The organism is Pseudomonas sp. 5Vm1k, assembly GCF_056161485.1.
In genome coordinates this window covers 252,225-277,276 of sequence record NZ_JBSPCZ010000002.1, presented here as the reverse complement: position 1 = coordinate 277,276, position 25,052 = coordinate 252,225, and the positions used below count along the sequence as shown (strand labels likewise).

Annotated in this window: 19 protein-coding genes; 4 read left to right on the top strand and 15 right to left on the bottom strand. The window is 58.1% G+C overall.

The window, feature by feature from the left end:
- Positions 1–126 precede the first annotated feature (126 nt).
- The 10 genes from ACWIKB_RS05030 to ACWIKB_RS04985 form a co-directional block, all read right to left on the bottom strand.
- Positions 127–1,491 carry a TolC family outer membrane protein gene (locus ACWIKB_RS05030; protein ID WP_475265603.1) on the bottom strand — a complete coding sequence of 455 codons (1,365 nt, stop codon included), beginning with the start codon at positions 1,489–1,491 and terminating at the stop codon, positions 127–129.
- A gap of 2 nt (positions 1,492–1,493) precedes the next feature.
- A complete protein-coding gene (locus tag ACWIKB_RS05025) occupies positions 1,494–2,843 on the bottom strand; it encodes an HlyD family type I secretion periplasmic adaptor subunit (protein WP_475265602.1) in 1,350 nt (449 codons plus the stop codon).
- Positions 2,840–4,618: a type I secretion system permease/ATPase gene (locus tag ACWIKB_RS05020; protein WP_475265601.1), complete on the bottom strand. Its 1,779-nt coding sequence runs from the start codon at positions 4,616–4,618 to the stop codon at positions 2,840–2,842. Before ACWIKB_RS05020 ends, ACWIKB_RS05025 begins: the two co-directional genes overlap by 4 nt.
- 211 nt (positions 4,619–4,829) lie before the next feature.
- Positions 4,830–5,252, bottom strand: coding sequence for an AprI/Inh family metalloprotease inhibitor (locus tag ACWIKB_RS05015; RefSeq protein WP_475265600.1), 423 nt, complete (start codon positions 5,250–5,252; stop codon positions 4,830–4,832).
- Between the two features lie 97 nt (positions 5,253–5,349).
- Complete coding sequence (locus ACWIKB_RS05010) at positions 5,350–6,804, bottom strand: serralysin family metalloprotease (RefSeq protein ID WP_475265599.1); 1,455 nt, start codon at positions 6,802–6,804, stop codon at positions 5,350–5,352.
- Positions 6,805–7,468: 664 nt separating this feature from the next.
- Positions 7,469–7,927 carry an REP-associated tyrosine transposase gene (locus ACWIKB_RS05005; RefSeq protein WP_475265598.1) on the bottom strand — a complete coding sequence of 153 codons (459 nt, stop codon included), beginning with the start codon at positions 7,925–7,927 and terminating at the stop codon, positions 7,469–7,471.
- 93 nt (positions 7,928–8,020) lie between these two features.
- Positions 8,021–9,106 (bottom strand): polyamine ABC transporter substrate-binding protein, encoded by a 1,086-nt coding sequence (locus ACWIKB_RS05000; protein ID WP_475265597.1) that lies wholly within the window; start codon positions 9,104–9,106, stop codon positions 8,021–8,023.
- 65 nt (positions 9,107–9,171) lie between these two features.
- Positions 9,172–9,513, bottom strand: a complete 342-nt coding sequence (locus ACWIKB_RS04995) for a cupin domain-containing protein (protein WP_475265596.1) — start codon at positions 9,511–9,513, stop codon at positions 9,172–9,174.
- Positions 9,514–9,544: 31 nt separating this feature from the next.
- Positions 9,545–10,951 carry an NAD(P)/FAD-dependent oxidoreductase gene (locus ACWIKB_RS04990; RefSeq protein ID WP_475265595.1) on the bottom strand — a complete coding sequence of 469 codons (1,407 nt, stop codon included), beginning with the start codon at positions 10,949–10,951 and terminating at the stop codon, positions 9,545–9,547.
- A 50-nt stretch (positions 10,952–11,001) separates the two neighbouring features.
- Complete coding sequence (locus ACWIKB_RS04985) at positions 11,002–11,817, bottom strand: helix-turn-helix transcriptional regulator (protein WP_475265594.1); 816 nt, start codon at positions 11,815–11,817, stop codon at positions 11,002–11,004.
- A gap of 264 nt (positions 11,818–12,081) precedes the next feature.
- On the opposite strand from ACWIKB_RS04985, the gene ACWIKB_RS04980 reads away from it, so the two are divergent.
- The gene (locus ACWIKB_RS04980; protein ID WP_027923219.1) at positions 12,082–12,357 is read left to right on the top strand and encodes a DUF1652 domain-containing protein; all 276 of its coding nucleotides are present in this window, start codon (positions 12,082–12,084) and stop codon (positions 12,355–12,357) included.
- A gap of 131 nt (positions 12,358–12,488) precedes the next feature.
- Here the strand turns inward: ACWIKB_RS04980 and ACWIKB_RS04975 are convergent, their stop codons facing one another.
- Positions 12,489–14,963, bottom strand: a complete 2,475-nt coding sequence (locus ACWIKB_RS04975; protein ID WP_475265593.1) for a UvrD-helicase domain-containing protein — start codon at positions 14,961–14,963, stop codon at positions 12,489–12,491.
- Positions 14,964–15,243: 280 nt separating this feature from the next.
- Here ACWIKB_RS04975 and ACWIKB_RS04970 point away from each other — a divergent pair, with 280 nt between their 5' ends.
- Positions 15,244–15,939 carry a pirin family protein gene (locus ACWIKB_RS04970; protein WP_475265592.1) on the top strand — a complete coding sequence of 232 codons (696 nt, stop codon included), beginning with the start codon at positions 15,244–15,246 and terminating at the stop codon, positions 15,937–15,939.
- A 175-nt stretch (positions 15,940–16,114) separates the two neighbouring features.
- On the opposite strand, the gene pgm is transcribed toward ACWIKB_RS04970, so the two are convergent.
- From pgm to ACWIKB_RS04950, 4 genes are all read right to left on the bottom strand, one after another.
- The gene (pgm, locus tag ACWIKB_RS04965; protein WP_475265591.1) at positions 16,115–17,761 is read right to left on the bottom strand and encodes a phosphoglucomutase (alpha-D-glucose-1,6-bisphosphate-dependent); all 1,647 of its coding nucleotides are present in this window, start codon (positions 17,759–17,761) and stop codon (positions 16,115–16,117) included.
- A 110-nt stretch (positions 17,762–17,871) separates the two neighbouring features.
- Entirely contained in the window at positions 17,872–19,272 is a 1,401-nt protein-coding gene (locus tag ACWIKB_RS04960; RefSeq protein ID WP_475265590.1) for an aminotransferase-like domain-containing protein, read from the bottom strand.
- Between the two features lie 67 nt (positions 19,273–19,339).
- The gene (locus ACWIKB_RS04955) at positions 19,340–20,794 is read right to left on the bottom strand and encodes a hypothetical protein (protein ID WP_475265589.1); all 1,455 of its coding nucleotides are present in this window, start codon (positions 20,792–20,794) and stop codon (positions 19,340–19,342) included.
- Positions 20,795–21,369: 575 nt separating this feature from the next.
- Positions 21,370–22,392, bottom strand: coding sequence for a zinc-dependent alcohol dehydrogenase family protein (locus tag ACWIKB_RS04950; protein WP_475265588.1), 1,023 nt, complete (start codon positions 22,390–22,392; stop codon positions 21,370–21,372).
- Between the two features lie 270 nt (positions 22,393–22,662).
- Between ACWIKB_RS04950 and ACWIKB_RS04945 the strand changes: the two genes are divergently transcribed.
- Together ACWIKB_RS04945 and ACWIKB_RS04940 are read left to right on the top strand one after the other, a co-directional pair.
- A complete protein-coding gene (locus ACWIKB_RS04945) occupies positions 22,663–23,577 on the top strand; it encodes a LysR family transcriptional regulator (RefSeq protein WP_475265587.1) in 915 nt (304 codons plus the stop codon).
- 153 nt (positions 23,578–23,730) lie between these two features.
- The gene (locus ACWIKB_RS04940) at positions 23,731–24,999 is read left to right on the top strand and encodes a tyrosine-type recombinase/integrase (RefSeq protein WP_475265586.1); all 1,269 of its coding nucleotides are present in this window, start codon (positions 23,731–23,733) and stop codon (positions 24,997–24,999) included.
- The last annotated feature ends 53 nt before the right edge of the window (positions 25,000–25,052 follow it).

The window sequence follows — 25,052 nt, the reverse complement described above, 5'->3', positions numbered from 1 at the left end:
CGCTTTTTTGTTTTTGTAGGAGCTGCCGCAGGCTGCGATCTTTTGGCGTTTGCAAGATCGCTGGAAAGTCAAAAGATCGCAGCCTTCGGCAGCTCCTACGGGATAGGCGATCTTTCCTTGTGAGATTTATCGGGATTTCGGGCCCTGGCCAAACGCCTCGTCAACCTTCGCCAGATCCTGCTCATTCAACGTCCCGGCGTAGTAATGCAGCTTGGTCCACGCCATCAAGTAGTCGTAGCGTGCCTGAGCCAAATCGCGGCGGGTGGTAAATAGTTGTTGTTCGGCATTCAGTGCGTCGAGGTTGACCCGCTCGCCGCCGAGAATGCTTTGCTTGGTCGACACCACCAGCGCTTCAGCGGACGTCAGGGCCTTTTGATAAGCGCGCAGCTTGCTCACGCCCGACAGACAGGCGCTGAACTGACGGCGCAGTTCGATCAGGGTTTCGCGGGTCTTGCCGTCCAGTTCGTACTCGGCTTGCTCCATGGTGCGGCTGGCCTGACGGGTCATGGCCGAAACCCCACCACCGGCATACAACGGCACGTTGATTTCGATACCAATGGTGTTGGTGTCGTAACGCTGGTTGTAGGTGTTGCCGCTTTCCGATTCGTTCTGGCGCACCGAGGCATAGGCACTGACTTTCGGCAGGTGCCCGGCGCGGTTGCGTTCAACCTCATAACGCGCCACTTCCACGGCCTGGCGCTGGGAAGCCAGGTTCGGGTTGTTGGCCACGGCCATCTCATGCCAGGTGTCGTAGTTGGCCGGTTGCAAAGCGAAGGTCTGGAAGTTCTGATCCAGCGGGGCCAGGTCACCGATGTTGATCGCCGGCACGCCGATCAGCGCGCCCAGCTCTCGTAACGCAGCATCCTGCTCGTCACGGGCTTCGATTTCCTCGGCGGTGGCCAACTCATAGCGAGACTCGGCTTCAAGAATATCGGTGCGCGTGCCCTCGCCCTGGCGGAACATCTGCTCGTTCTGCTGGAACTGCTGCTCGAACGCCTTTTTCTTCGCCTGTGCGATGTCGATCTGATCCTGGGCAAACAACGCCTTGGTGTAGTTATCCAGCACCCGCACCAGCAATTCCTGGCTTTTGCCGCGGAAGGCTTCGTCGGCGAACAGCGATTGCGCGACGCCTTTGCGGTAAGCCGCGTAGGCCTCGTAATCGAGTAACGGTTGTTGCAGGGTCAGGGTCGAGCCGTAGCTGCTGTAGTTGCGGTCCTCGGTGAAGTCCGGCCTTCCCTCATTGATTTGGGTGACCTTGGAGGTGTTACGCCCCTTGTTGTAGTTGTAACCCAGTTTTGGCAACAGCCCGGCGCGGCCAATGATGCGGTTTTCAAGGCCCGCATCCCGTTCCTTGATGGCGCCGAGAAACACCGGGTCATTGCGCAACGCTTGTTCGTAGATTTCAAATGGCCCCAGGGCCATCGCACTGTTGCAGGTCAGCAACGCCAGGGCAGCCCCGAGCATGGAAAGCTTATTCATACAGCCGAACATCCTTATTCCTCGGTCAACGCGGAGCCTGCCCGGTCGAGCAGCGGTTTGAACAGATAGTTGAGGAGTGAACGTTCACCGGTGCGCACGAACATTTCGGCGGGCATGCCGGGCTTGATCACCAGCCCGTGGAGTTTTTCCATGGCCTGGTCACTGACGCTGCTGCGCAGCACGTAATACGGCGCACCGGTTTTCTCGTCGATCATCTGGTCGGCGGAAATCAGGCTGACTTCACCCGGTACACGCGGGGTGCGGCTCTGGTTGAACGCGGTGAACAGAATGTCCACCGGCAAGTGAGTGCCGACCTTGTCGATCAGGTTGACCGGCAAGTGCCCTTCCACTTCCAGGGTGGTGCCTTGCGGGACGATCTCCAGCAGGGTTTCACCCTGGCGGACCACGGCGCCTTCGGTGTGCACGCCGAGGTTGACCGCGATGCCGTCAGCGGTGGCAATGATCTCGCGGTGTTGCAAGTCGAAACCGGCGGAGGTCAGTTGCTCCTTCAGGGTCACGCTTTTGAGCTGCGCGTCGGCCAGTTGCGTGCGGACTTCTTTCTGGTACTCCTCGATGTGCTGTTGCAGCTTGAGTTTCGCTTCGAGGATGCCCTGCTCTACCCGACCACTTTCACCGGTGTTCTCCGCCAGTTGCTGCTGCACTTGCGACAGTTGACGCTGGTATTCCATCAAGCGGTTGCGCGGGATGTAGCCGTTGTCCGCCAAAGGCTGAAGGTTGCTCAGCTGTTGTTGCAGTGAGCTGGCCTGGGCGGTCAGGTCGGTGCGTGCACGGCGCATGCCGGCCAGTTGCGCGCTGGCGCCTTCAATATTGGCGCGCAGCCCGCCCTGCTCACGGGCGTAGGCCTCGCGGCGGCTGCTGAACAATTGGCGCTGGCCTTCGAGGACCAGTGCCAATCGTGGATCGGCGTTCTTGCTCAGTTCGGAGGGGAACGTCACCTGCTTGAGGTTATCCCGCTCACTCTCCCAACGCGCCACGCTAGCCCAGGCCATGCGGTATTGCGCCTGCAACGAATCAACGTCGGCGGCAGCCTGGGTCTGGTCGAGCTGGAACAGCGGCTGGCCCTGTTTCACCACTTGGCCTTCGCGTACCAGAATCCGACTGACCACACCGTTGCCAATCGACTGCACGGCTTTGCGCTTACCGGATACGACCACGGTGCCTTGTACCGGGATCCCTTGATCCAGCGGCGCGAGACTCGCCCAGGTGAAGAAACTGCCCGCGCCGACAATCGCCAGAATCCAGCCCATGCGGGCAAAGAACTTCGCGTCGCGTTCAGGGCGTTCGGCGATGTAATCGTGTTCCATCGTTGCTTCGTTTTCAGTGTTCATGCGTGCGCTGCTCATACACCCGAATTCCTTGTCGTGGGCTGATACTGCCGGCTCATGCTGAGCCCGCCCGGTGCCTGCGCCGCTTTCTGTTCCTGATTCGCCGATTGATTACCGGACAACGCCTTGAGCACTTCCTGGCTTGGGCCGTAGGCCTGCAAGCGACCGTCGTTGAGGACCAACAGTTTGTCCGCCTGAGCCAGCGCCGAGGAGCGATGGGTGACCAGAATCACGCTGGTGCCACTGGCTTTCATGTGTGCGATGGCGCCGGCCAGTGCCGCTTCGCCGACGGTATCGAGGTTGGAATTGGGTTCATCCAGCACCACCAGGCTCGGGTTGCCGTACAGCGCACGAGCCAGGGCCACTCGCTGTTTCTGGCCGCCGGACAAACCGCTGCCGTCTTCACCGAGCACCGTGTCGTAGCCTTGCGGCATGCGCAGGATCAATTCGTGGACGCCTGCGTGTTGGGCCGCTTCAACGACTTTCTGCGGATCGGCTTCACGGAACCGCGCGATGTTTTCCGCGATGGTGCCGCTGAACAGTTCGATGTCCTGAGGCAGGTAGCCGATGTACGGGCCGAGGTCGTCGCGGTTCCAGCGATGGATGTCGGCACCGTCGAGCCGTACCGTGCCGCCGAGGGTCGGCCAGACGCCGACCAGCACCCGGGCCAGGGTCGATTTGCCGGAACCGGAGGCGCCAAGCACGCCCAGCACCTCACCGGCACCGAGGCTGAAGTTGACCATGTGCAACGTCGCGGCACGCTTGCCCGGCGGGCCGGCGCTGACTTGCTCAAAGGTGATCTGGCCTTTCGGTGCGGGTAGCGCCATGGCTTCGTCGCTGGGCGGAAAGGCTTGCAGCAACGCGTCGAGGCGACGGTACGCGAGTTTGGCACCGCTCCATTGCTTCCACACGGCAATCAATTGATCGATAGGGCTCAGTACACGGCCCATCAAAATCGAACCGGCAATCATCATCCCGGCGGTCATGTCGCCCTTGATCACCAGCAAGGCACCCAGCCCCAGCACCAGCGATTGCAGGCACAGGCGCAGGGTTTTACTCAGGGAGCTGATGACCGCGCCGGTATCGCTAGCCTGATTCTGTAAACCCAGAAAACGCGAATGCACCTGGAACCAACGTTTGCGTAAAACCCCGAGCATGCCCATGGCCTGAATGGTTTCGGCGTTATGCAAGTGGCTGGTGGCCAGTTGGCTGGACTTCTGGGAAAACCCCGCGGCTTCGCCCAACGGCTTTTTGGTCATCGCCTCGTTGAGGCACGCCAGGCCGATGAGGATCACCGCGCCGGCCGTGGCCAGCACGCCCAGCCACACATTAAAGAGGAAGATCACAAACAGGTACACCGGGAACCACGGCGCGTCGAAGAAGGCAAACAGCGCCGGGCCGGTGACGAACTGGCGAATGTGGGTCAGATCCCCGAGTGATTGCCCGGCGTTGCCCTCGCCCTTGAACAGGTTGCGTTCGAACGCGGCCTGATACACCCGCAGGTTGAAGCGGCGCTCAAGTTGGCTGCCGATGCGGATAACGATGAAACTGCGGACGATTTCCAGCAAGCCGATAAAGGCAAAGAAACCAACGACCATCAATGACAACATTGCCAGGGTAGTTTCGTTTTGCGAAGACAGTACCCGGTCATACACCTGGAGCATATAAATCGACGGGACCAGCATCAGCACATTGATCAGTGCGGTAAAACACCCGACGCTGATCAGGATGCTCTTATAGTCGCCCAGTGCCTTGAATAACGGTGCGGTGGCTGGGGCCTTCGCCATCTTCATTGGTTTTTCCTGAAATAATAGGCCTCGCCATTCATTGGCGAGATTTCAATTAACTGTCCGCACACGGGCCGAGACATTCTTTGCCAGTTATGGCTTACACATTAACAACAACTCTTTTTAATCTAACCAGAGTTCCCGCTATTGATGGCCTGCTTATAACTGCAATAACGGGCTTTATATTCTGCGCCTGTCGTCCGTCCTGTTTTTTTGCTTAATGCGCCAGACGCTCAAGCGTTACGTTCAGACCTGACTTCAAGGTGCTTCGGTAAAGCCCTTCACGCTGTCGGCTGAAAAACACAATTCTTGAGCCTTCTTTGCCGGTAATCGATATGCCATCGGGTTCCGGAAACCAGCCAATGGGCAGCTCGTCCAGCCACGCGCCGAGGCACTCGGCGCCCTTGCCCAGAGTCTGATTTTGTTCAAGGTCAAGGGTGCAAACGTTCGATGGCTTGTCTTGCAGTGCCTGGGACTCGGCAGTGTCTTGCGGGGCGCTCAAGGTGAGTTGCCAAACGCCTGCAAGCTCTGCGGGGTCGGCTAATTTCAGGCTGCTTGCCATGGCTACATCTCCAAGAAACATCATCAGCGTTGCCAATAGCCACGCGGTTGCTTTGTAGGTAAAGGCTTTATGGGTCATAGGACGTTTTACTCCGGCGTGTAGCCTTACCCACTGCGACCATCGATGCAAGGACAGAGAGCGGCGCATCGAGCGCCGCCCTCCTTTTTGCCTTGAATCAGGCCACGATGTCCGTGGTTGCTGCCTGGCCAACGGTGCTGACCAGGAAATCAGCCACGCCGTGCCCGGAGAAGTCCACCGACAACAGGCTGTTACCGCCCGAAGAGGTCAGCACCGCGTCGCCTGCCGCACCGGTGAACGAGTTCACGAAATGCAGGCCTGCGCCTTTGGTGATGCCGGTCAGGTCGATTTTGTCCAGACCGCTGACAAAATCGAGAATCTGATCGGCTGCACCAGGCTTGGAATCAGTGCTGGCGGCAAATACGAAGGTGTCCGAACCCGAACCACCCCACAGTTTGTCCGCACCGCCCGCGCCGTAGATCAGGTCGTTGCCGGCCCCGCCCTTCAGTTCGTTGGCCACGCTGTTGCCGATCAGCAGATCGTTGCCCGAACCGCCGATGGCGTTCTCGATGATTGCGCCTTTGGCAATGGACACGTTACCCACCATGCCGCCAACGTCGGAGAACGAGGCGTCATTGAGGTTGATCTTCTGGTTTTGGGTGAAACCGGAGAAGTCCAGGGTGTCTTTGCCGCCCGCATCCCACACCGAGAACACCAGCTTGTCGGATGACGATGACGCGCTCAGGAAGTCGCGACCGGAATTGGAGTTGAAACCGTAGGTGGTGTCACCGGTACGGGTCTCCATGTTGGCGCCGTAAAGTTTCTGGATCGCCGCAATATCGTCCATCAGCGGGCCGGACGAATAAGCTTCGACGCCGCCCTTGCTGAAGTTCTGGCTGGTATTGCTTTCACTCCAGTAGCTCATGAGGCTGTAGCCACGGGTGTCCTGGCCGTAGGACGCGTCGTTATAGGTCGGGTTGCCTTCACCGGCGTTGTAGTCGCCGGGGTGAGACAGGCCCAGGGTGTGGCCAATTTCGTGCGTCAGGGTTTGACGCCCGTAATTGCTCAGGCCCGGGGTTTTGTTGACGTTGTAGCCACTGCCGGTCAGGTACCAGGACTGACCGTCATAACCTGGCTCGGTGCCCGGCAGGAAAGCGAATGCCGCAGCGCCTTCCTGGCCGCCGCTGTAGTTACCGAAAGTCATGTGGCCATCGCCACCCTTGGACGCTTCGGCAAACGTAACATTGGCCACGTCGGCCCAGGATTGCATGGCAAGCACGGCCTGGGCTTTTTGCAGGGAGCTGAACTGACTGAAACCGGTGACGCCCAGGCCGCCGAAATTCGACGTCTGAGAAGTCAGAAAGGTGTAGGTCAGTTCGATCTTGCCGCTACCGTTGAGATCGTGCCAGGAAGCACCATCACGCAGCAGTTGAGTGGCAGCTTGATCCACCGAGAAGGAGGGTTTGCCATTGACCGTGAGGTTGCCGCCACGATCATATTGATGGCTGAAGCTATTGATCTGGTTGAACGCAGAACTCGGCGCGGCCAGTGTTTGCAGTGGCTGGAAGGCCAGTTCGGCGGAATCAATGGCTTTGGCTTTTACTTTCGACATAAACACACTTCCTTGTTAAGCAATGGAACAGTTTTTGTCCGATAGCGACAATCTCTGGCGAGATCGTCCTATCACTCGCCCAATGAAGGCGTAAGAAACCTGACACAATTGGAAATCAAACGTCTAGTAATTTTTTCAGGCCAAATTGGTGCACTCCAGCAAGTGCCCGGAAACAATGGATGCGGGGTCGAAATATAGTTTTTAGTTCGAGGTTTTGAACGGATTGTCCGACAACTTAATATTTAAATATTAAATATAGGTAAGTTAGTTTTTGTCGAGGACGTCTCACTTTGCTGGACTTATTAATATAAGTGCCAGTGCATTGCCATCAACTAAATTAAATACTTGGTGAATTAACATTATGGCGCGTGGCACCTGTAGCAGCTGCCGAGCCTGCGAGGCTGCGTTCGGCTGCGCAGCAGTCGTCAAACCTGTACACACCTTTTTTAACGAATCACCACAGCGCCTGATTTCACGAGCGCTGCGCGCCCGAACGCAGGCTACGCCAGCTGCTACAAAAAGCACGCCGTACGCCAATCTATTGCCATCAACTAATTAAACAATCGGTGAACACTCCTTATGGCGCGTGCCACCTGTAGCAGCTGCCGAGCCTGCGAGGCTGCGTTCGGCGGCGCAGCCGTCGTAAAACAAGCGATGCAATACATCAGAGCCAACGCGCATCCCAAAGCGGGTAATCATGAACTCGCTCAACGAGCCCCGCGCGTACGGGGTTGTGAACTACGTATCGCGCAAGATCCTTCACATCTTCCTCATCGCGAACTGCTCGGTCGTGATAGCCCTTCTGCCATAACCGCCCTCGCCGCCCCAACGCCTGATTAACCGCTAAACTGCTACGAGATTTGATGCGGCACACCACGTCGGCCAATGTTCTATCCCTTAGCTGTAAGAGGCAGTGCATATGATCCGGCATCACAACCCAGGTCAAAAAATCCGCCCAACCCTCCTCCTCCACCTCGCGAAGCTGCCTGACGACCAGCCGCCCCAGTCTCCAATCAGCAAAAAACGGCTGTCGCTGGTGAGCGACAGCCGTTATCAGATAAATACGTCCGGGTTCGGAAAAACGGCCAATACGCAGACGACCAGCATTCGTACAGACAGGCATTCCATTGCCTCCTTATCCATTGAACAGGAAGCCTCGAATCTACAACGCTGCCTCTAAACTCGATAATCGCCAATAGCGACTAAATTTGAGCCATCAACTCCCCGTCCGAATCTTGTTCCACACCCGCGTCCGAACCCGGTCGATATTCAGCGGCATCGCCTCCAGCGCAAACAACTTGCCCATCATCTCCGGGCTTGGATAGACCTTGGTATCACTCTTGATCGCCGGGTCGATCAGGCTGTCGGCTTGTTCGTTACCGTTGGCGTAGTGTACGTAGTTGCTGATGTCGGCCATGACGTCCGGGCGCAGCAGGTAGTTCATGAAGGCGTAGCCGGCCTTGTCGTCCGGGGCATCGGCGGGCATGGCGACCATGTCGAACCAGATGGCGGCACCCTCCTTGGGAATCGAGTAGCCAATGTCGACGCCGTTCTTGGCTTCCTTGGCGCGGTTTTCCGCTTGCAGGATGTCGCCGGAGAAGCCCACCGCCACGCAGATGTCTCCGTTGGCCAGGTCGCTGGTGTATTTGGAGGAGTGGAAATAGCTGATATACGGCCGGACTTTCAGCAGCAGTGCTTCGGCCTTTTTATAATCTTCCGGGTTTTTACTGTGGTGCGGCAGGCCCAGGTAATTCAGCGCGGCTGGCAGCAGTTCCGGGCCGTTGTCGAGAATGGCGACGCCGCACTTTTGCAGCTTCTGCATGTTTTCCGGTTTGAAGATCAGGTCCCAGGAATCCACCGGCGCGTTATCACCCAGTACTGCTTTGACCTTGGCGATGTTGTAGCCGATGCCGGTGCTGCCCCACAGGTACGGAAAGCCGTGTTCATTACCCGGATCGTTGGCTTGCAGGGCTTTGAGCAGCACCGGATTAAGGTTTTTCCAGTTCGGCAACTGGCTCTTGTCGAGCTTCTTCAGCGCCTTGCCTTCAATCTGTCGGGCCATGAAGTGGTTGGACGGAAACACCACGTCGTAACCGGATTTGCCGGTCATCAACTTGCCATCAAGGGTTTCGTTGCTGTCGTAGACGTCGTAGGTGAAACCGATGCCGGTTTCTTTCTGGAAGTTCTTGGTGGTGTCCGGGGCGATGTAGTCCGACCAGTTGTAGATTTTGACCGTCTCGGCCGCATGGCTAAGGGTCGCGACGAGCGCAAGGGGCACCAGAGTCAGTGTCTTTCGGATCATGAGTCGATTCCTGTAGGGGTTTGTTTTCTTTTTTGTTGGGCTGGCAGGCAATCAAAAGATCAAAATCAAAAAATCAAAACGTAGGTCTTGCGCACGGTTTCCTGGATATCCCAGATACCGAGACTGTTGGCCGGCAACATCAGTGCATCACCGGCTTCGATGTGCAGGGTTTCACCGCCGTCGGGGGTGAAGGTGCAGCGGCCCAGGATGAAGTGACAGAACTCCTGGGCCACGATCTGCCGCCGCCAGCGGCCGGGGGTGCATTCCCAGACGCCGGTTTCGACACCGTCATCGCGTTCGACGCTGGTGGTCGAGGCCACCGCCACCGGAGTTCCCAGTGGCACGGCGACGGGGTTGGATTCGTCCAGTTTCAATGTTGCGGTATTTTTGAATTGCGTGATGCTCATGGGGATACCTGTCTCTTATAGGAAACGCCGTTTACTGCATGAAACCTTCCATGAACCCCGCCATACCGCTGGCCAGTTTGCGCCGCCAAGGGGCGGTGGCCGGGTTGGCGAGGGTCTGGTCTTCGTGGACGAAACTGCGAATGATCGCGTTGTAGCCGAGCCAACGACACGGTTCTGGCTCCCAGGCCCGCAACGCGTCGAGGCCGCCCTGCGGGATAACCCAGGGCTGGCGCACCAGCTCGGTGTCGCGCTCCAGAATCAGATCAGCCAGGGTTCGCCCGCCTAGATTGCTGGCACCAACACCCTCCCCGCCATAACCGCCGGACAAGGCGATACCACTGGCGCGGTCGCAGAGCATGTGAGGCTTAAAGCGTCGGGACATACCCAGATTGCCGCCCCAGGCGTGGGTAATGCGCACGTTCTTGAGTTGCGGGAACAGCTCGCCGAACAGATAACGCCGCAGCTCCACTTCGCTGGTGGTCAGGTCGAAGTCATGGCGCAATTTGCCGGCAAACTGATAGCCGCCCCGGGCGCCGAACACCAGGCGATTGTCGGCGGAGCGCTGGCCGTAGGTGACCTGACGGCTGCTCTCGCCGAAGGCCTGGCCCTGGCTTAGGCCGATTTCGTCCCAAGTGGCGGCGGACAGCGGCTCGGTGGCCACCAGCAAGCTTTGCACCGGCAACTGATAACGGCCCAAGGGCGGCAGCGTGACCGAATAACCTTCTACCGCTGGCACCACCCAGCGGCTACGCACCTGGGCATGCGCCGTGCGCAGACTGCCTGACTGCCAGTGAGTGACCGGGCTGTTCTCATAAATCTTGACGCCCATGCGTTCCACCGCTCGGGCCAGGCCACGCACCAACTTTGCCGGGTGAATGGTCGCTACGTGCGGTGCATAGATACCGCCATAAGGCTTGGCAATTCTGATCTGTTGCGCCAGTTGCTCGGGGCTGAGCCAGCGGTAATCATTTTCGGTCAGGCCTTGGCCGTACAGGTTGTCCAGATAACTGCGCAGGCTGGTTTCCTGCTCGGGATAACGGGCTGCGCAGTAGAGCACTCCGCCCTTGCGGTAATCGCAGTCAATACCTTCGCGTTCGAGGATGATCGCCACTTCATCCGGGATGCTGTGCAACAGATCAAACGAGGCGCGACGTTGTTCAGGCGCCAAACCAGCGAGCAAGCGATCCTCGCCCAGCAGGTTACCCATCAGCCAGCCGCCATTGCGGCCCGAGGCGCCAAAACCGGCGGTTTGTGCTTCTACAATCGCAATATCAAGGCCTGGCGCCTGGCGCTTCAGGTAGTAAGCGGTCCAGAGCCCGGTGTAGCCAGCGCCAATGATGGCCACGTCGACGTCCAGGTCCTGTTCCAGGGCGGGGCGCGCCAGCAACGGCTCGTCGAGTTGATCCATCCATAAACTGATGTTGCGCCACGCCGACATACCAGACTCCACCACTCAAACTTCGATGGCGTCGATCCTAGAGCGTGACCTCAGAGGCTGTCTTGCGCGCGTGCACGCAAAGAAATTTGTTTGACGTAGGCCTTGGGCGACTGGCCGGTGTGCTGGCGAAAACAACTGTAGAACGCCGACAACGAGTTAAAGCCGGCGGCAAACGCCAGCTCATCGACCCGCAATGGCGGCGTGGCCTGGCCCAGCGCCGCGAGCAAATGCTGCAAGCGTGCCTGGTTGACGTAGCGGTAGAAGCTTTGCCCGAGCACCTGGTTCAGCAAGTAGGAAATCTGATTGCGGCTGTACCCGCACTCCTTCGCCACCCGCTGCAAGTCGAGCTCGGGGTCCAGATACGGTTGTTGGCGCTGGAAGTACTGTTGCAGATCTTCAGCCATGAAACTCAGCTGTCGCGGTGACAAACCGAGCCGACTGACTGCCGGACGCAAGTTGCTGCTGGTTTTGCTGGCGGGCTGTTCGCGCACGAGGGACGCGTATTCGTTGACGCGCCAGATCAGTCCGTCACGCACAGTGATCGCTTCGCTGGAGCGGAACGACACCAGCCCTTCGCCACCGCGCAAGGTCATCTGGTATTGAATGAACGCGGTGTTGCCGTCCAGTCGAATGCGGTCCGAGTGTTCCAGCGCTTCGCCGGGATTGCGCGGCATGCTGTCGCGCACGTACTCACGCAACTCGTCCAAACCCATCACACGATTCTGAAAAAAATCACTGTACTGGATGTCCGGGTGATATAGCGCCATGACGCCGTCCAGGTCCCGGTGTTTCCAACACAGGTGGTAGCGCATGACCGTTTCACCCGTGGCCAGGGTTTGCAGCGGACCATCATCATCGGCATGCATAAGGGGGCTCGGTGAAATAAACGGAGCTTGCCCAACTTACGCTTCAGCTTCAATGGTCGATCGATGATGGCCCTTTGGCGATAAGTTTCCGTGACGTGACCCATATCAAAAAAAATTGAACCAATCGCTAAACGGACTGAAAAAATCCACATGGTTTTCACATCTGGATGCTACTTTTAAATGCATCCACCGGTTGAGCCAATGAAGGCTCTTCCCTCCTCACATGAGCTAAAGGAAGCGCTCGATGACTAAGGCGGGCAACACATGAACAAAGGGTCATTCAGCAAAGTCACCTTTCCCAACGCCTGCCAGCTGATGCGCTGGCATTTTCATCCCATGGGGTTCGAGGCGAGCATGGACGCACCGGGCAGCATGATTGCCCGTCTTTTTGATCGTGCCAGTGGCGAAACCATGATCGCCATTGCCGGCATTCCGTGTGCGACCGTGATGAATGCGGCGGATGTCGAACGAATAATCGAAGCGGTGGAAGATGAACTCGAAGCGTTCATTCCGCCGGTGGCGCTCAGGAGTTATGCCTGAGGACTGTTCCAGATAACAAGAAGCCCACAGGATGTGGGCTTTTTTGTGGGTGAAAGATCAAAAGATCGCAGCCTTCGGCAGTTCCTGCAGGGGATTGGATACACCTGCCGAAGGCTGCGACTTTTTACAAATCACACCGTTTTTTGAACTTGCCGATGATCCGCAAAGAACACCTTGCCCTTACCTATCTTGTCTGACGCCTTGGGCATATTGACCGCCTGCCCGTCCTGGCCATCGACATACCAGTAGCAATGACTCACTGCTCGGGTGATACCGACATAGGCCAACCGCAGAATCTCGTCTTTTTGCGCGGTGTCGTACGCTTCGCTATCCCCAGCCTTGCCGAGTCCAGCCATGCGATACACCTGGTTCTTGTAGGGTGAACTGGTCAGATGCTGGCAATCACCCAGCAAGAACACCGCGTCGGCCTGAAGCCCCTTGGCGCTGTGATAGGTCAGTTGCTTGAGGCGCCGAGCTTCATACGGCAAGCTAGAATCCACATTAACTACAGGCTGAATATGTTGTTCTATCAATGACTTATCGCTGCTTTTTCGATAAAGCATCAAGATTGAATCGCCCCGCTTGTAGTGCTCCATTAACCGTTGCGCCATGCCTTGATCATCACGATCCAGCACGTTTACCGCCTGCAAAGGCTTGGGCTCGCCGCTGGCTTTGGCTTTTTTGCCAGGGATGGCCGGTGCGGCACGCACAATGTGTTCGGCGGCATCAATGATGTGCTGATGACTGCGATAATTATCGCTGAGCATCACGCGGGTGGTGCTGGGCGACGGGAATTCCTTGTTGAACTCCATGAAGTACGTCGGCGAACTGCCACGCCAGCCATAAATCGACTGCCAATCATCGCCGACACAGAGCAACGAAGAACGCTGCGCGCCTCGCCCCACATGCATGGCAGGGCCACGGCTGCGGATCTCGGCGAGGCTGGCGCGAATCCAGGAAACGATTTGCGGCGATACATCCTGAAATTCGTCGATCATCAGGTGCGACAACGGTCTGAGCAGCTCATCGCTCAACAGCTTGAGATTCTCCGGCGAATGTTCGCTAAACAGCGCAAACATTCGGTTATAGGTCATCACCGGCGGCTTTTGATCGAGCAAGTGGTCTTCCAACGCGCGCCAGTACAGGCTCAAGGCTTCGAAGAAAAACCGGTCCGGATCATCTTTGGCAAAGCTCATCTGGCCTACGGCATTCGGCACGTCCAGGCCCAGGTTCTCGATAAACCCGGCAGCGGCGACAAAACAGTCCAGTAATGGCGCAGAACCGAGCTCGCCCTTGACCTTGTAATCGAAGCCCGGCCCGGCGCTGGCATCCCCCGCCAGCGAGGCCAAAACACGCTTGGATGACTCATAACTATCAAGCCATATCAAAGGCTTACGACAGAAAGCTTGAAACAGAGTGCGCTTTACCGCCCACTCGGCACGCACTGTCAGCTTGGCATTCGGGCGGCTGACCTGCGGGTTTTCACGCGGATCGAAACCGAGCACCACCCAGGCGTCCAGCGTCGGGATATAGCCATGACAATGAAACGTCGAACCGTTGATATCGAAGGTCTGACGGTTGGGCTCGATGCCCTTTATCGGCCAGGCTCCGGCACGAAACCACAGGTCTTCTACGGTGTCGCAGAGTTCTTCATCGCGCTTGGCCGCCAGCTCGGTCACGGCCATGCGTTTTTGCACGTCCGGGTGATCGCGTTCCAGCTCCTTGAGCTGCAAGGCGTGGCGAGACAGTGGCTGGATCAACTCGCGGAAGCGCTCGTTGGTGGTAAACAAGGCGTGATAGCAGGCGTTGAGCTGCTGGCGTTGGGCGTCGTTGATTCGCAGGTCGAACGGATTGCTGTCGACTTCCTCGTCACCGTTTTGTGGGCGATGGCTGAGGTTTTCGAAGGCTTGCAGGCGTTCGAAACCCGGCAAGCTGCGAACCATCGGCAGGATTCGTGAGTGAAAGGTGCGTACCAAGTCCCGTGCCTCTTTGAGGCTGAGCGCCCGGCCCCACAACCCAAACAGTTCGATCAGCTTATTAATGAAGTCTTTGCGCGATTCGCGGGTGAAGGTCACCACCGTCATCGAACTCAGCTCGAACCCCAGGTAGTGCGTCAGCAATAGAATGCGCAGGACCAGCGTCGTCGACTTGCCTGCGCCCGCCCCGGCGATCACTGAAGTCGATGGCGTATCGCTGAAGATCATCTTCCATTGCGCGACGCTGGGCTGTGCGTGCGCTGGCAACAGACGCGCGACATCAGCCTTCATGCGTTTCTTGATCTCGGCATTTAATGGCAGCCGCCAGTCATCGAACAGGTTGTCATCAACATTCGGCGGTCGGTGCTCGGTGGAACGCGAGTCGCGGATCAGCAACACCTGCCGGCCTTCTTCCAGCCCTTCGAGCTTGCCTTCCTTGAACCCGTAATCCACCCCGGCGCTGTGACCGCTGCGAAAGCCGTCAGCTTGCCCGTGCAGCCAGGACGCACGGTGTTGCGCACGCATCTGGGTCAAGCCATACCCAAAAAACCGGGCGGCCAGGCGCTTGAGCCAGGGCATCTCGGCGAGGGGACGAAGTTCAGGAGGAAGATCGGGGGTGTGTTGCGGCACGCGGACGGACTCCAGGGTGTGAGGCTGTTGAGGCCTATGGTGTCTGCATTTGCCGTTCAGTTCTAGTGAAATGCTTACAGGTCATCGGCTTATGCGATGAAGTGAAGGCTGGGTGAGAATGTTTCGAGGTTATTTAACATCAACTTATTAGATTGGATTGAGGCACTTTTTACGCTTTTTATCGATTATCGCCTGATAGATGATGCACGCCATCAACCACCGGTTCTTGTTTCGTGGCTCAGGCGCACCGCCCCATGACGAACCTATTCAGGAGACGATCATGCTTGAACTCAGACCTTTCAACACCTTGGGCGGCGCCCACCATGGCTGGTTGGATGCCCATCACCACTTTTCGTTCGCCGAGTACCACGACCCCAAACGCATGAACTGGGGCAACCTGCGGGTGTGGAACGATGACGTGATTGCCCCGGGCACGGGCTTTCCACAGCATCCGCACCGCGACATGGAAATCATCACCTATGTGCGTGAAGGTGCAATTACTCACCAGGACAATCTGGGCAACAAGGGCCGCACCGAAGCCGGCGACGTTCAGGTCATGAGCGCTGGCACCGGGATCGCCCACAGCGAGTACAACCTGGAAGCCACCGAAACCCGGATCTTCCAGATCTGGATCATCCCCAACGAAGCCGGTTCGGCACCATCGTGGGGCGCCAAGCCTTTCCCGAAAGGTCAGCGCGAAGGTTTCGTGACCTTGGCCAGCGGCAAGACCGGCGACGATCAAAGCCTGCGGATTCGCGCGGATGCACGATTGGTGGCGGCAAACTTGAAAGCCGGGGAATCGGCGGAATATCGCCTGGACAATGGCCGTCGCGCCTATCTGGTTCCGGCCACTGGCGTGATTGAAGTCAATGGCTTGCGTGCACAAGCTCGAGACGGTGTGGCGGTTGCCGATGAGCAGGTGTTGCGCGTGACGGCGATTGAAGACAGTGAAATCGTGTTGGTGGATCTGGCTTAAATACCGGGCAAAAAAATGGGCGACCTTGTGGTCGCCCATTTTTGTTTGATTTGAATTCTGCTGCGTTCGTGCTGCCGCCTTCGCGGGCAAGCCTCGCTCCTACAAGGATCGTTCACAAATCATGTGATCGACACCGCCCTGTAGGAGCGAGGCTTGCCCGCGAAGGGGCCCTCAATCACTTCGCAGAAATTGCGCCATCCACCAACGTCTGGGCCTCAGCCACCAACTGCTTGAGGTGCTCGTCGCTGATAAAGCTTTCCGCGTAGATCTTGTAGATGTCTTCAGTGCCTGATGGGCGCGCCGCGAACCAGCCGTTTTCGGTCATGACTTTCAAGCCGCCAATGGCCTGATCGTTACCCGGCGCATGGCTGAGGATGCTTTGAATCGCCTCGCCCGCCAATTGAGTCGAGGTGACCTGATCCGGAGACAGTTTACTCAGCAACGCTTTCTGCTCTGGGTTGGCCTTGGCATCAACCCGAACGGAGAACGGTTCGCCGAGCTCATCGGTCAGTGCGCGATAAGCCTGGCTTGGGTCGCGCCCCGTCCGAGCGGTCATTTCTGCCGCCAACAACGCCGGGATCAGACCGTCCTTGTCAGTGCTCCAGACCCCGCCGTCTTTGCGCAGGAACGAAGCACCGGCGCTTTCTTCGCCACCAAAGCCCAGCGAGCCGTCGAACAGGCCATCGGCAAACCATTTGAAACCGACCGGCACTTCGTACAGGCGACGACCCAGACGCTTGGCCACACGATCGATCAAACCGCTGCTGACCACGGTTTTGCCCACGGCAGCATCGGCGCGCCAGTGCGGGCGGTTCTGGAACAGGTAGTCGATGGTCACCGCAAGGTAGTTGTTCGGCGCCAACAGGCCACCGGACGGCGTGACGATGCCGTGACGGTCGTGATCCGGGTCGCAGCCGAAGGCCACGTCAAAACGATCTTTCAGACCGATCAAACCTTGCATGGCGTGCGTGGACGATGGGTCCATGCGGATCTGCCCGTCCCAATCGACGGTCATGAAGCGGAAGGTCGGATCGACCTGGGTGTTGACCACTTCCAGGTCCAGGCGGTAATGCTCGGCAATCGCCGACCAGTAGCGCACCCCTGCTCCGCCCAATGGATCGACACCCAGATGCAGCTTGGCGTTGCGAATGGCGTCGAAGTCGATGACGTTGATCAGGTCGGCAACATAGGTGTTGAGGTAGTCGTGACGATGGGTGGTGCTGGCTTTCAACGCCTGCTCGTAGCTGATGCGCTTGACGCCGGCCAGCTTGTTGCCGAGCAGTTCGTTGGCCTTGGCTTCGATCCACTTGGTGATGTGGGTATCGGCCGGGCCACCGTTGGTAGGGTTGTATTTGTAGCCGCCGCTTTGTGGCGGGTTATGGGACGGGGTGATGACGATACCGTCCGCAAGGCCCGAGGTGCGGCCGCGGTTGTAGCAAAGAATCGCATGGGAAATGGCCGGGGTCGGCGTGTATTCGTCGCCTTCGGCGATCATCACGGTAACGCCATTGGCCGCCAGCACTTCGAGGGCACTGGCACCGGCCGGGGTCGACAGCGCGTGGGTGTCGATGCCGACGAACAGCGGGCCGTCGATGCCTTGGGCTTCACGGTACAGGCAGATGGCCTGGCTGATCGCCAGAACGTGCCATTCGTTGAAACTCAAGTCGAACGAGCTGCCTCGGTGACCGGACGTGCCAAAGGCAACGCGCTGGGTAGAGATGGCGGCATCAGGCTGGCCGGTGTAATAGGCCGTTACCAGTCGCGGGATGTCGACCAACAATTCTGCCGGTGCCGGTTTGCCCGCAAAAGGACTGAGTGTCATGCAAAACCTCTGAAAAAGAGTGGTTCAGGAATAGGAACGCAGTTTACTGGCAGTTTGACCGCAGCGCGATGGTAACGATCCGCGCCATCCACGACCTTTTTTAACGCCGCTCAATCAACCGTTTCCAGACGCAAGGCATCCCCCAACAAACCCAGTGCTGCAGCAAGGTCGTGCTCGCCGCTGAAGGTATGGCTCAGACGCAAGTGCTGATCATGCAGACCCTGCAGACTGAACAGCTCACCGGGTGCAATCACCACTTGCTGTTTGAGCAGTCGCTGGAACACCCGCCTCACATCGACCTGACGCAACGAGCGCGCCCAGATTGTCGCCCCACCCTGCGGCTCCACTGGCTGCAAGGCGTCCCCCAGGCGTTCGTGCAAAAGCTGGATCATTTGCACCTGACGATCTTTTAGCAGGCGCCTCAGCACCTGCAGATGCTGGTCAATACGCCCATTGCTGTACAGGCGGGCAATAGCTTTCTGGCGGATCGGCGACAAGCGAAACGCACGCAGCAAAAAATGCCGCTGCAGCGCTTCACCCAATTGTCGCGAGAGCAGATACCCGTAGGGCGCTTCCGGCCCGATGATTTTCTCGAAGGTGGAAAATACGATCAGCCGATCGGGGTCCACAAGATCGCGAAACCTCGGCCCGTCGAGCTCGAAAGCGAGTTCGCCATAGCAGTCGTTCTCCAGTACCCAACTGCCATAGCGCGCCAACAGCTGCGCAATTGACTGCCGGTTGTCGTGGGGCACCTGGCTGCCCCGGGGCATGCTCAGCCCCGACGAAAGCATCACCAGCCGCACCGATTGGGTTTCCAGCACTTCTTTAAGGTGCTCCAGATCGAGCGCGCCGCAAGTTTGCAACGGCAGCTCGATCACCCGCACATACGCCGCCTCGAACAACCGCAGAATCACCCAGTCGCACGGTGACTCGACCACCACCGTGGCGTCCTTGAGGTCCAGGACAGCGATCAGTATTTCCAGCACACCACGCAGGTCGGCGCCAATGTAGACCTCGTCGGCATGCCAGCAACGCGCCGGTGACGTGGTGTAGCGCGCCGCGAGGGCCGTGCGCAATTCCAGTTCGCCGCAGGGTTGCGAGACCGATCGTGGCTGGCGCGGATACTGACGCAACAGTTCTCGCTCGAGCATCAGTAACGGGCTGTCCAGCGACTGCAACAAGGCTGGTTCGTCAGCGCTCAACACCAGCATTTCAGGACGCCGCGCATTGAAGTAGACGGTTTCCAGCAAATCATTGCCGCTGGTCAACGGACCAATGGCGGCAACCGGCAGTGAGTAATAGCCCGATTTGGCCACCGAATACACCCGCCCTTCCTTCTCCAGCAATGAATAGGCGTACTGGATGGTCGATATCGACACGTTCAGTCGCCCCGCCAACTGCCTCAATGAGGGCAGGCGAATAGGCGTATCGCAACCCGGCTCGTTGATGAGGTGGGTCAGGTATCGGTAAACCGCCTGGTAAGCAAAGTCGGTTTCTCTGGGTCCTTTCATCGATTAAGGCCGGACACGGTGCAAATGTGCGATGGAGCGGTTGTGGATCGCGGTTGCCTCGGCACCTTCAATGCCCCGCTGACAGTTCGCCAATCTCGGCTATATCGTCATTTTGCGGATATTCGTCGGGAATACTTGCCTCGACGGCCACCGGCCCCAAGCGGTACAGCGTACCGATCAGACTGACCGGCAATCCGCTGACATCGACCATCCATTGCACGACCTGTTCCGGCACTTGATGGCCCTGCATCGCCTTGTGCAGGTCCGGCATCGCCACGAGCATGCCGGGGTGGCAACTGCGCAGAAACCGCTCCAGCCCCGCGCCGCCATCGACAAAAGGTGCAAAGAGCAGGCATACCAACTGGGCCTCGGTAAGCCCGAGGGTTTTCTGAGCCTCGGCCGCCGCCAGCAAGCGCCGTTCGACCATGGCTGCCGGGTTGCCGAACGACTCCAGCGCCAGTTCGCAAAAGCGGTCAGGCACCAATTTGCGACGCATCATCACCAAGGCTCGCTGCAAGTATTCGGCGACCCCTGTTTCGTAACTGTGGCCGGACACAAAGCATGCTTGCAGCCCCCGCAGGTGCGCCGCGATCACGGGACTGACGTATTCGCTATCGCTCAGGTGCGCCGCCATCTCGTCGAGCTGGACACCCAGAAACTCCGTAAGCAGCGGCCAGCGCTCCTCCAGCTTGCCGACCACCATGTCGTGAATATCGATGCTGGTCGTGCGACGGCAGGCTTCGAATCCACCCACCGGGCGCCAGGGAGCGCGCCCTTGGTCGGCGTAGAACTCGCGGTAGTAGTCGCTGCCCAAGTCATCGAGCACGGCAAACAACACCTCGAACCCCGCATTGTTGCAGGTAGAGGCCTTGAGGCTGGCCTTTTGCGCTGCGCGCCTTAATCCATCGAGGAACTGCTTCTGCTGGCGAGGCGTTTCGCTGCAGATCAACGCATCGACCCCATTATCCCACCGAGCGATCTGCCCGTAGAACTCGCCTGTTGTCAGGTAGCCGTCATCCCATAGATCGAGAGGGCCGTCCCAGGGCCGGCGATGGCCGACCATCAGGAGGTTGAGTCGGTTGGACTCGCGCCCGGCCTCGGAGACCGGTGCCAAATGGTTGAACGCAAGGACTTCGCGGTTATCCACCATCAACAATTCGACCCGAGGATCGTCGTAGAGGAACAATGCCGCATTACTGCGATGGATGTTTTCCAGCGCCGTAGAGCCGGTGCCGCTCTGGCGCAACGTCGCCACGCGCAGCTGGAAGGTCGCCGGGGCGCGGCTGGCGATGCTCAGTTGAGCCGCGCGCAACAACGCCAGGGTGTAACAATTGTCCAGCGTGCCGGACTGAATCGACATGACCTTGAAGTCGCCGATGCGCTCCATGCCGCCGGCCGACACTACCAGACGCTGAATCATAAGCTGCAAGGCAGTGCGCTCGGCGCGTGAGAAAAAACTCAGCAGCCTTTGCAGTACTTGCTGATAAACATAGTTCATTGCCTGATCGTGGATTGTGGTCATCAGTGTTTTACCTGGTATACGGAAGTTCAATGTCACGCAAACAGTAATAGGTACTGCGCGACCGATTCACGGTGATGAAGTGCTGGATCCTGTCATAAAATGCTAGCACTTAAGTTTTGGGTAATTATTTGAAATGTTTGTACTCTGCCTAGGCCAAGGCGACAGGCACCTCCCCGCAAAGCCCAGCGGGGCAAGGCCCTCCAGGCTTAGCGTGACGTCTTAGGAAACTTCCGACAGCGTCCCACAGACATTGAGTACAAAAAATAGAGAAAAAAGACGCTGATATGTCGTGGTCAATTAAATGCTGTGACATTTCCCTGCTAGCTGCCGTAAACAGGCACTGATTAATATCAGCCGAACGCCCACTCATGACTCATTCCTTGAGATGAAAGTAATCATTCAATTATCAGGGCTTAGATAATGATTAGAAGATACAGATCAAAAGCAAAAACCGGTTCAGTTGCTGAAACGGGCCCTCCAGATACGACAATGCCCTCGGTGCAAGGAGCACAGAGGGCATCGGGGATGCATTCAAAAACAAGAGTCCGCGAGGACACGGAACTCTTGCAGCAGGTTTACACCGGTTCGACCTGCAGGGCGACCCGCTCGCGGCATGGGCATTCGTCCATGTAGCGGTGTGCTTCGACGAACTCGGAAAACGGGAAGACCCGAGTCTTGAGTGGCAGCAGCACACGGTCGGCCGTCAACTGGTTGATGTCGCGCAACGCTCGTTGCAACGCCACCTGATCCTGAATGATGCCCAGTTCCGGCTTGCCGGTGAAGTTGCCGATACAGTGCACAAAGAACTGAATGTTCTTCTGGAACGCTGCACAGGCCGGGAATGGCGTCTGGTTACCACCTTGCAGGCCGTAAAGCACCAGGCTGCCGCGAGGCGCCAGCACGTCACCGAGCATCGACATCTGTGGACCGCCAAGCCCATCGAACACCACGTCGACGCCACGGTTGTCGGTGATTTTGTTGATCTGCATCAGCAGATCCTGTTCTTCGGTGACGATGACTTTCTCGGCACCGAGGGACAGCAGGTTTTCACGCTCTTCTGCGTTTTTGGTCGCCGCGATCACTCGCACACCCAGGGCTTTGCCCAGTTGTACGAAGGACGGCCCAGCACAATGGCTTGCGTCGGTCACCAGGGCGAACTGCCCTGGCTTGACCCGCGCCAGATCAACGTAGGCGAAGTAGGCGATCAGCAGCGGCGTGTAATGCACGCTGGCTTCGATCGGGCTGAGCACGTCCGGGTAGCGGGTCAGTGCCGAGCGCGGCAGAACAATCTGTTCGCCGTAGACCGGATAATCGTTAGGGCTCTCGGCCGGGAAGCTGGCGACCTTGTCGCCCACCGCCAGGTCATCGACACCGTCCCCGACGGCCGTCACGACACCTGACATTTCATGGCCAAGGCCTGAAGGCAGACGAGCGTGTGACGAAGCCAGGTTCTGGCGCCAGAGAATGTCGTACCAGCTGATGCCGATTGCTTCGACGCGCACCTGCACTTCACCTGGTGCAGGCAGAGCGGCCGCATGCTCTTCGCATTTGAGCACCTCGGCTGGACCAAACTTGTGAAAACGGATCGTGCGGGACATCGCAAACCTCGTCAAAGTAACCTCTAATGCCCCGAACTCTATCTGGGCTTTCTACCCAAGACCATCAGTGGCTATTAATAGTCGACATGCCTGTCATTGATTCCGCAGCGCCGGCGACATCATCAGATGCCGTAAAAAACCGAAGCAGCCATTTAAGTAAAAATTGAATTACACGGTGCAGAGTAGCAGCCTTTGCCCGTAAGATTCATGCCGGCCATTGTTCTCATATGGTCGCCCACGTCAAGTTTGCTGACTCTGCCAGGACTCCAGATGAATCGTAATGACCTGCGTCGTGTCGACCTGAACCTGTTGATCGTTTTCGAAACATTAATGCATGAACGCAGTGTGACCCGCGCTGCGGAGAAATTGTTCCTCGGCCAGCCGGCCATCAGTGCAGCGCTTTCACGCCTGCGCGGGCTGTTCGACGATCCATTGTTCGTGCGTACCGGCCGCAGCATGGAACCGTCGGCCCGAGCGGTGGAGATCTTCGCCCTGCTCTCTCCGGCGCTGGACTCGATTTCCACGGCAGTTAGCCGGGCGGCGGAATTCGACCCGGCCACCAGCACTGCAGTGTTTCGTATCGGTTTATCAGACGACGTCGAATTCGCCTTGCTACCCATGCTGCTCAAACGCCTGCGCGCCGAATCACCGGGCATCGTGCTGGTGGTGCGCCGGGCCAACTACATTTTGATGCCAAGCCTGCTGGCCTCCGGCGAAATTTCCATCGGCGTCAGCTACACCGCCGATTTGCCGGCCAACGCCAAGCGCAAAGTACTGCGTCGCAGCATGCCGAAGCTGTTGCGGGCCGACACCGTTCCGGGACCGCTGAGCCTGGACGACTTCTGCGCGCGGCCCCATGCGCTGGTGTCGTTCGCCGGTGACCTGAGCGGCTTCATAGATGAAGAACTCGAGAAGCTCGGGCGCAAACGCCACGTGGTACTCGCGGTGCCGCAGTTCAACGGGCTGAGCACACTCATCAGCGGGACGGATATTGTCGCCACCGTGCCGGACTACACCGCTGAAGCGTTGACGGCCGCCGGCGGTGTGCGGGCGGAAGATCCGCCATTGCCGACGCGCAGCTTTGAATTGCACATGGCCTGGCGCGGGTCGCAGGATAATGATCCGGGTGAGCGTTGGTTGCGGTCCAGGATTCAGATGTTTTTTGGGGACCCCGATAGCCTGTAATGGAATTCCACTAAAATCCATAAAACCATTTTATAACAACGACTTATTGATAATTTAAGTCCACTGCCGTCTGTCTAAATCCAATGGATTCCACGACTCATGGGGGCATAATTGGGGGCAAATTTCGGTTCCTTAAAAAGGATGCCCCCACCGATGCCCCCAGATAATGCGGTTGTTTTCAAACGAAAACTCAGCGATGCCTTGATCCGCTCACTGACCGACCCCGGCAAACACGCCGATGGCGAAGTTCCTGGCCTCTACTTGGAGGTAAGGGCGTCGAGCAAGGTCGGCAAATCCCCTTCCAAGGTTTGGCGATTGAAGTATCGGCTGCATGGCAAGGAAAACCGCTTCTCCATCGGCGCTTACCCCGACATTGGCCTCAAGGAGGCGCGCGACATTGCCCGCGGCGCACGCCGCGACGTGGCTAACCACACCGCTCCGCTCAAGGCCAAGACCGCCAAGATCGAGGCACAGTTGCTCAATGAAGAGCGCACCTTCGCGTACGTGGCCGAGCAATGGTTGGCATTCAAGTCTGCCGAGTTGGTGACCAAATCCATCTCGGGCTTTACCGGAGCGCTGAACAACCACATCTTGCCTGCCATTGGCAAAAAAACGATCAGCGAGATCAAGCTGGAGCACATCACCACGATCATTACCGAGCTGCGCCGCCAGCGCACAATGGCCATGGCCCGGCGCGTGCGTACCATCATACGCGCCATCCTGGGATTCGCCGAAGGTCGCGGCTGGGTGGAGCGCAACGTGGCGCTCAGCAACATCGAGGAGTTGAAGATTCGCCACGTTGTGACCAGCAACCCGGCGATAGAAAGGCCGGCGGACCTGGGCAGGTTTTTGCTACGCCTTGATGACTGCAACGACGGCAGCGTAGCCACCGCAATGCGGCTGCTGGTCATGTTGCCGGTTCGCCCCGGCGAACTGGTGCAGATGCGCTGGGAAGATGTCGACTTGGTGGGCGCCGATTGGCGTTATGTGGTGAGCAAGACCAAGCACCTGGACAAGAGCAAACACATCGTGCCGTTGCCTGAGCAAGCATTGGTCCTGTTACGCGAACTACATAAAACTCGCGTGGTGGATGTAGAAGGCAAAGGCTGGGTGTTCGTCTCTCCGGTCTATCCGGGACGTCCCATAAACCCGACCTCCATGCTCAAGTCCTTTCAGCGTATCTGGCCGGAGTACAACATTACTGCCCACGGCTTTCGCGCCACCTACCGGACCATTGCCCACGAGCATTTGGGCATAGATCCTATCGTGCTTGAACTGTCGTTATCCCACCGAATGCCAGGTGCGCTCGGGGCAGTTTATGCGCGCGCGCAACTCCTAGCGCAGCGCCGGGAGGCGGCTCAACAATGGGCTGATTACTTAGACCAATTGCGACAAAATTCGGTAGCCGTGACGACAGATTGATTACACAGCGAAAACAATCAGAGGATTGGAGCTGGAAACGAGACTCGCATCTA

Coding starts and splice junctions, on each gene's coding strand:
- ACWIKB_RS05030 (WP_475265603.1), bottom strand. CDS start 1,491: ATGTTCGGCTGTATGAATAAGCTTTCCATGCTCGGGGCTGCCCTGGCG.
- ACWIKB_RS05025 (WP_475265602.1), bottom strand. CDS start 2,843: ATGAGCAGCGCACGCATGAACACTGAAAACGAAGCAACGATGGAACAC.
- ACWIKB_RS05020 (WP_475265601.1), bottom strand. CDS start 4,618: ATGAAGATGGCGAAGGCCCCAGCCACCGCACCGTTATTCAAGGCACTG.
- ACWIKB_RS05015 (WP_475265600.1), bottom strand. CDS start 5,252: ATGACCCATAAAGCCTTTACCTACAAAGCAACCGCGTGGCTATTGGCA.
- ACWIKB_RS05010 (WP_475265599.1), bottom strand. CDS start 6,804: ATGTCGAAAGTAAAAGCCAAAGCCATTGATTCCGCCGAACTGGCCTTC.
- ACWIKB_RS05005 (WP_475265598.1), bottom strand. CDS start 7,927: ATGCCTGTCTGTACGAATGCTGGTCGTCTGCGTATTGGCCGTTTTTCC.
- ACWIKB_RS05000 (WP_475265597.1), bottom strand. CDS start 9,106: ATGATCCGAAAGACACTGACTCTGGTGCCCCTTGCGCTCGTCGCGACC.
- ACWIKB_RS04995 (WP_475265596.1), bottom strand. CDS start 9,513: ATGAGCATCACGCAATTCAAAAATACCGCAACATTGAAACTGGACGAA.
- ACWIKB_RS04990 (WP_475265595.1), bottom strand. CDS start 10,951: ATGTCGGCGTGGCGCAACATCAGTTTATGGATGGATCAACTCGACGAG.
- ACWIKB_RS04985 (WP_475265594.1), bottom strand. CDS start 11,817: ATGCATGCCGATGATGATGGTCCGCTGCAAACCCTGGCCACGGGTGAA.
- ACWIKB_RS04980 (WP_027923219.1), top strand. CDS start 12,082: ATGAACAAAGGGTCATTCAGCAAAGTCACCTTTCCCAACGCCTGCCAG.
- ACWIKB_RS04970 (WP_475265592.1), top strand. CDS start 15,244: ATGCTTGAACTCAGACCTTTCAACACCTTGGGCGGCGCCCACCATGGC.
- pgm (WP_475265591.1), bottom strand. CDS start 17,761: ATGACACTCAGTCCTTTTGCGGGCAAACCGGCACCGGCAGAATTGTTG.
- ACWIKB_RS04960 (WP_475265590.1), bottom strand. CDS start 19,272: ATGAAAGGACCCAGAGAAACCGACTTTGCTTACCAGGCGGTTTACCGA.
- ACWIKB_RS04955 (WP_475265589.1), bottom strand. CDS start 20,794: ATGACCACAATCCACGATCAGGCAATGAACTATGTTTATCAGCAAGTA.
- ACWIKB_RS04950 (WP_475265588.1), bottom strand. CDS start 22,392: ATGTCCCGCACGATCCGTTTTCACAAGTTTGGTCCAGCCGAGGTGCTC.
- ACWIKB_RS04945 (WP_475265587.1), top strand. CDS start 22,663: ATGAATCGTAATGACCTGCGTCGTGTCGACCTGAACCTGTTGATCGTT.
- ACWIKB_RS04940 (WP_475265586.1), top strand. CDS start 23,731: ATGCCCCCAGATAATGCGGTTGTTTTCAAACGAAAACTCAGCGATGCC.